Source organism: Microbacterium sp. SWDP-B6 (assembly GCF_059803615.1).
Genome location: NZ_JAPFGV010000023.1, coordinates 1 through 6,230, shown reverse-complemented (window position 1 = coordinate 6,230; position 6,230 = coordinate 1). Strand labels below are relative to the sequence as shown.

The following is a 6,230-nucleotide window of genomic DNA, read 5'->3' as shown; positions in this document are numbered from 1 at the left end:
GAGTTCCGCGGGCCGTTCGGCGCTCCGCAGAGCGTTCCGTGGGCGTTCGCGCGTGGGGTCAGTGCAGTGCGACGTCTGCCGCCGTGCGCGTCCAGCGGGTGAAGCGGACGACGAGTCCGGAGCGCGTGGGGCCCGCGAGGAACGGGCCGGCGGATGCCGTGGCCTCACCGTCGAACGGCGCCACGCGCACCAGGCGCCATTCGCCGTCGTCGGCGCGTGCACGCACGATCACGGCATCCGGCCAGCGGCTCACACGAACCGTGATCTCGCTGCCGTGCCAGTCGTCGACATAGCCGACCGACCAGTCCGAGCGGATGTCGGTGATGACGGCGCCGAGACCGAGATGGCCGTCGGCGTACTCGACTCCCGCTTTGATCCAGTGCTCGTCGTCGGTGCGCACGAAGACTCCGGCCTGGTCGAACTGGCCGTCCCAGGGGGCGCGGAACGACACATCCATCGCCTCGCCCACTTCCAAAGGTGCGAGCAGCGCGTGCTCGGTGTCGTGCACGAACCCGTAGGCGGTGTGCCGCCAGGCGTCGCTGCCTTCTACGGCGGTCGCGTCCAGGTGGTCGCCGTCGGAGGCGAGATGAGCGGGAGCGTGGGTCCACGACCCTTCGGACCAGGGGATGATGTCTGATTCAGGCATGTTCTCAGACTATAGCCAAATAAGGCATAAATGGAAGTTATTCGTGATACGGTTATCACATGGTCATCGCCGTACTCGCCGACATCGTGGGCTCTCGCAAGCTCGACGATCGTTCGGCTGCGCAGCGCATCCTCGATGACGCGATCGCTCGCGTCGAGGAGCATCTGCCCCTCGCGCACCACGCGCTGACGCCCACGGTGGGGGATGAGCAGCAGGGCGTGTACCTCGAACTCGAGGACGCGATGGTGTCGCTGCTGATGATCCAGCTCGCGCTTCCCGACGGCATCGCCTTCCGATTCGGGATCGGCGTCGGCGATGTGCGTTCGGTCGACTCCGTGCACGGCGAACTCGCCGATGGGCCGGGGTGGTACGCGGCACGCGCCGCGATCGAGACCGTGCACGCGAGGGAGAACCGCACCGTGCCGCGCACGCGGACGTGGATTGTCGGAGCCCCGGGGCAGGATGAGGTCATGGAGAGCACCATCGCCGCGTCGAACGCCTACCTCCTCGTCCGCGACGAGCTGGTCGGGGCGATGAACGAGCGTGAACGGCGTCTGACCTATGGGCGCCTGGTCGGCAGATCGCAGCACGACCTCGCCGCTGAGGAGGGCATCTCGCAGCCCAGCGTCTCGAAGTCGCTGCGCAGCGCCGGTAGCGCCGCCCTCATCGAAGGGGTGGCCGCGCTGAGGGGGTCGAGCGCATGATCGTCGCCGGATTCATCCTGCTGGCCGTGGGCTCAGCCGATCTCGTGCGCCAGTTCGCCCCACGCCGATGGGTCGGCTACCTCACTGTCGCAGTGATGCTCCTTCTGCTCGGCAGCGTGAGCGACGCGCTGGTGCCCATGGTCCTCGGGCTCATGGTCGGCGCGCTCTGGGTGTGGTGCATGCCGGCGGAGAGGCGCGCGCCACTCGGTTTCTGGCCCGCCGTGCTGCTCGGTGTGATGACCATCGGATCGGTCGTGTGGCTGGGTGCTCGCACGGATGCCGGTCTGATCGGGGCTGTGTGGAGTATGCGCTCCCCGTTCGGAGAGATCCCTTTCGATCTCGCGCTCCTCACCGTGGGCACAGGCGTGTTCCTGTTGGAGTCCGCGAATCTCGTGGTCCGGGCAGCGCTCGACGGCGAGCACACATGGCGGCCTGCCGAGTTGAGGCGAGCCGCGATGCTCGACACCGCAGACGAGCTGCCGACTGCTTCCGGAACCCCGGTCGCGCATCCGGTGGTCCCTGGCGCCCAGGCTGACGACGGCGCGATCGGAGTCATCGGTGAGGCCGGCGTGGGTGCGGCAGACACGGTGGCCGCAGAGCAGTCCGAGCCGGCGGGCGAAGCCGACGCCGTGCCCGCACGCGATCCCCGGGCGGGTTTCAAGGGCGGGCGACTCATTGGCCCGCTCGAACGCATTCTCGTGATGCTTCTCACCCTGGCCGCCGCGTATCCGATTCTCGCCGCGATGCTGGCAGCCAAGGGAATCGTCCGCTTCCCTGAGATCTCTCGAGACGGGGAGACCGGAGCCCGCGCAGAGTACTTCCTCGTCGGCAGCCTCGTGAGCTGGGTCATCGGGTTGGGTGCCGCATTCCTGGTGTGGTGGGCGGCGCACAGCTGATCGGACTCGGTGACGGCGATTCGCCTGCCCCCACCGCTGATAGCCTGGGGCGCGTGTCGAATTCCGCTCTGACGACCGCCCCGCCGGCGATCGACCCCACGTTCGAGAACGTGTGGGACGAACTGCTGTGGCGCGGCCTCGTCCACGTGTCCACTGACCAGGAGGCGCTGCGCGCCCTTCTCGCCGGGGACCCGATCACGTATTACTGCGGTTTCGACCCCACTGCTCCCAGCCTGCACCTCGGGAACCTGGTGCAGCTGCTGACGTTGCGTCGCATTCAGCTCGCCGGCCACAAGCCGCTCGGCCTCGTCGGCGGCTCCACCGGTCTGATCGGTGACCCTCGGCCGACGGCGGAGCGCACACTCAACACCCGTGAGACGGTCGAGGAGTGGGTGGGGCGCCTGCGGACGCAGGTCGAGCGCTACCTGAGCTTCGAGGGCGAGAACGCGGCGCGAATCGTCAACAACCTCGACTGGACCGCGCCGCTGTCGGCGATCGACTTCCTGCGCGAGATCGGCAAGCACTACCGCGTCGGCACCATGCTGAAGAAGGATGCGGTCGCGGCGCGCCTCAATTCCGACGAGGGCATCAGCTACACGGAGTTCAGCTACCAGATCCTGCAGGGGATGGACTTCCTCGAGCTCTACCGTCAGTACGACTGCGTCCTGCAGACAGGCGGCTCCGACCAGTGGGGCAACCTGACCAGCGGCACCGACCTCATCCGTCGCGCCGAAGGGGCCTCGGCGCACGCCATCGGCACACCGCTGATCACGAACAGCGACGGGACCAAGTTCGGCAAGAGCGAGGGCAACGCCGTCTGGCTCGACCCCGAGATGTGCAGCCCGTACCGGATGTACCAGTTCTGGCTGAGCACCGCGGATGCCGACGTGATCGAGCGGCTCAAGGTGTTCACTTTCCTGACCCGTGCAGAGATCGAGGAGTACGAGGCTCTCGTCGAGTCCGAGCCGTTCCGGCGTGCAGCGCAGAAGCGCCTCGCGCTCGAGGTCGTGGCGACCGTCCACGGGATCGATGCGACGGCCGCCGTGATCGCGGCATCCGAAGCGCTGTTCGGTCAGGGCGACCTGACCGCTCTCGACGCGTCGACGCTGCGCACCGCCCTCGAGGAGCTCCCGCACGCGACAGTCGACGCCGGTTCACCGGTCGTGGATGCGCTCGTCGCCACGGGGCTGGTATCCAGCCTGTCCGAAGCGCGCCGCGCGATCAGTCAGGGCGGGGTGTCGCTCGACGGCGTACGCGTCGAGGACGACTCGGCCACAGTCCAGGGGACTCTTCCGGGCGGGGTCTCCGTGCTGCGCCGCGGCAAGAAGACTCTCGCGGGAGTCTTCCTCGGCTGAAGATCTGTCGCTGATCGTGTGACGGCGGTCGTCTGAGGATTCTCGGGCGACCGCCGTCGCGCTTCCCCCCCCCACCCAGCTCGTCAGGAGAGCCGATGCCGTTCACGCCGAGTCACGCGCTGGTCGCCCTGCCCTTCATCCGCACCCCGCTCGTGCCCGCCGCGATCGCGATCGGAGCCATGACGCCGGACCTTCCCCTGTTCCTCAGGGGGGTCGGCCTCCCGTATTCGTTCACCCACACGTTCGGCAACGTGCTCTGGACAGCGCTGGTCGCGTTCGTCCTGTTCCTGCTCTGGCGCGTGGTGCTGCGCCCGGCGGTCGGCGAACTGTCGCCGCTCTGGCTGGCTCGGCGACTGCCCGTCGAGTGGGCGCAGTCCGGTATCGAGGCGGCCAGAGCGGCCGTCGGCGTCGGGGCGCAGAATCGGCTGTATCCCCTCATGCTCGCGGCGTCGCTGGTGCTGGGCGTCCTGACGCACATCGTCTGGGATCTGTTCACGCACGAGGGGCGATGGGGAGTGGATGCGCTTCCCGCGCTGGACGACATGTGGGGGCCGCTCACCGGGTACAAATGGCTGCAGCACGGATCGAGCGTGATCGGGTTGCTCATCATCGGCATCTGGGCGATCCGACGGCTGCAGAGCGCCGACCCTCGCGAAGACGTCGAGCGCGCGATGCCGGCAGCCGTCAGGCTCGCCTGGTGGCTGTCGCTTCCCGCAGTGCTGGTCACCGCGTGGATCCTGGGATACGCGGCATACGGACCCTTCACCGCGGGGTTCACGTATCAGCATCTGGCCTATCGGATGCTGCCGCCGGCCTGTGCGCTGTGGGGTGTCCTGACACTCGCATTGTGCCTCTCACTGCCGTTGTTCCGCCGTCTTCACCAGCGCGGCTGATCCGACCCCCAGCGGTGGGGAGCCGCGAACTCGAGGCCGGGGAGCACTGACGCGGCGGTGGTGACCGTCTGCCCGGCGACATCGAACACGGAGGTGTGGGCGGTGAGGTCCAGCTCCTGCCCCGCTTCCGGCTGGGAGCACCGCGGCATGCCGAGAAGCTCGGCTGCGACGCGACGCAGTGAGGTCCGCACCACCCAGCCGCCGCCCTCACGCCGCCGTCGTTCGAGCAGCGAGACGACCGCGGCCGCGAGAAGATACCCCGTGCTGTGGTCGAGGGCCTGCGCGGGCAGAACCCCGGGGCGATCACCGTCGGGGCTCTCGATCATGGATATCCCGGACTCCGCCTGCACCAGGCTGTCGAACCCGGCTCTCGACGGCTCGTCGATTCCCCACGCGCTGAGCTGGGCGACCACCAGCGCAGGATGCCGTTCGAGGAGTGCAGATGCAGAGAGACCGAGGCGGTCGAGGGATTCCGGCCGATACCCCAGGACGACGACGTCGGCCGCAGCGAGCAGCTCCTCGAACCGATCTGTGCGGGCCTCGAGCAATGTCGACCTCTTGCCGTGGCCGGTATCGAGGTGCTGCCATTCGGGTTCGACCAGGTCCGGTGGGTCGACGCGAAGCACGTCGGCGCCCAGAAGTGCGAGAGTGCGGGTGCAGACGGGGCCGGCGATCACTCGTGTCAGGTCGAGCACTCGCACGCCGGTGAGAGGCGCGAGACTGTGCCGTTCATCGGTCCCGTGTCGCCCGGGGCGAGGTGCGAGACCGATCCGCTCGACCTGGAGCAGGGGAATGGCGCGCAGTCTCGCGTCGCGCTCTGGGTTCTCCCGCAGCACAGGCACTGCCAGCCCGCGTGCGAGCGTGATCCGCTCGACCGCCTCGGTGACACTCAGCGGCAGGATGGCAGTGCGCACATCGTCGGCGTCGGCGTCGGCGGTCAGTCCGAGCCCGGCCTGCAGGCGCATCGCGTGGTGCGGATAGTTTCCGTGCGTGCGGATCCACCCGTCGGATGCTCGGAAGAACCCCGAGTACGGCGACCAGACATCGGGGGAGAGACCATCGATCGTCAGAGCCCGATCGCTCCGATACGCGGCGGCGATGCGATCGGGGTCGGGAGAAGGGCCTATGCCGGACGCCAGACAGACGGCGCGCACGCTCGCCCATGCCAGATCACCCGTTGCCAGGCGCGACGGGAGGGGCACGGCATGAGGGGGCGGCGCAGCGCTGGCGGCGGCGTGCGGCTCGATGCCGAGCTCTGCCCACACCCGGTCCAACAGCCCGAGAGCGGGGTCGAGATTCGTCGGCTCGTTCACGCTGCGATCGTACTCGTGGCGGCGATGTGAGACGAATACCTGCGCTGGACTGGGAAAAGATCCATCGAACGATGCGGCGACACGCCCGGGGGTGGTGGCCCGATTTGCCAGAACCCCGGAACCCACGTAACTTATTACTTGTTCGCCCCACAGGGAAGCGGAGAGGCCGAGAGCCTCACCCCCCTCAAGTGGAGAACCACCTCCCGATCCACTCACTTGTGAGAACAGGCGCTTGCGCCTAGGATGGGAGATCCACCCCCTCTGCGGCTGTCACCGGCTGCGCATCGGATCCAAGATCCGCACGGCGCGCTGATTTGACAAGCGGGACGGGATGGCTAAGATAGAGAAGTTGCCCTTCGGGCCTGGTTGTGATGACTGGGTCGTGGGAGCATCCGATCCTTGAGAACTCAACAGCGTGCACTT

The 6,230-nt window shown here is 68.0% G+C and carries 6 protein-coding genes; 4 read left to right on the top strand and 2 right to left on the bottom strand.

What is annotated here, in order from left to right:
- Positions 1-58 precede the first annotated feature (58 nt).
- On the bottom strand, positions 59-646 hold the full coding sequence (locus OPU70_RS17475; RefSeq protein WP_498558343.1) for a DUF1349 domain-containing protein: 588 nt from the start codon (positions 644-646) through the stop codon (positions 59-61).
- A gap of 59 nt (positions 647-705) precedes the next feature.
- On the opposite strand from OPU70_RS17475, the gene OPU70_RS17470 reads away from it, so the two are divergent.
- The 4 genes from OPU70_RS17470 to OPU70_RS17455 all read left to right on the top strand — a co-directional run bounded on the left by OPU70_RS17470 (position 706) and on the right by OPU70_RS17455 (position 4,494).
- Positions 706-1,350, top strand: a complete 645-nt coding sequence (locus OPU70_RS17470; RefSeq protein WP_042536578.1) for a SatD family protein — start codon at positions 706-708, stop codon at positions 1,348-1,350.
- On the top strand, positions 1,347-2,246 hold the full coding sequence (locus OPU70_RS17465; RefSeq protein WP_498558342.1) for a hypothetical protein: 900 nt from the start codon (positions 1,347-1,349) through the stop codon (positions 2,244-2,246). Before OPU70_RS17470 ends, OPU70_RS17465 begins: the two co-directional genes overlap by 4 nt.
- 53 nt (positions 2,247-2,299) lie before the next feature.
- Entirely contained in the window at positions 2,300-3,601 is a 1,302-nt protein-coding gene (tyrS, locus tag OPU70_RS17460) for a tyrosine--tRNA ligase (RefSeq protein ID WP_498558341.1), read from the top strand.
- Positions 3,602-3,696: 95 nt separating this feature from the next.
- The gene (locus OPU70_RS17455) at positions 3,697-4,494 is read left to right on the top strand and encodes a DUF4184 family protein (protein ID WP_079113169.1); all 798 of its coding nucleotides are present in this window, start codon (positions 3,697-3,699) and stop codon (positions 4,492-4,494) included.
- Here the strand turns inward: OPU70_RS17455 and OPU70_RS17450 are convergent.
- The gene (locus tag OPU70_RS17450; RefSeq protein ID WP_498558340.1) at positions 4,479-5,807 is read right to left on the bottom strand and encodes a CoA transferase; all 1,329 of its coding nucleotides are present in this window, start codon (positions 5,805-5,807) and stop codon (positions 4,479-4,481) included. The genes OPU70_RS17455 and OPU70_RS17450 overlap by 16 nt on opposite strands.
- Positions 5,808-6,230: the final 423 nt, after the last annotated feature.

Excerpts from the sequence above, each read along its gene's own strand:
- OPU70_RS17475 (WP_498558343.1), bottom strand. The coding sequence starts at position 646 with ATGCCTGAATCAGACATCATCCCCTGGTCCGAAGGGTCGTGGACCCAC.
- OPU70_RS17470 (WP_042536578.1), top strand. The coding sequence starts at position 706 with ATGGTCATCGCCGTACTCGCCGACATCGTGGGCTCTCGCAAGCTCGAC.
- OPU70_RS17465 (WP_498558342.1), top strand. The coding sequence starts at position 1,347 with ATGATCGTCGCCGGATTCATCCTGCTGGCCGTGGGCTCAGCCGATCTC.
- OPU70_RS17455 (WP_079113169.1), top strand. The coding sequence starts at position 3,697 with ATGCCGTTCACGCCGAGTCACGCGCTGGTCGCCCTGCCCTTCATCCGC.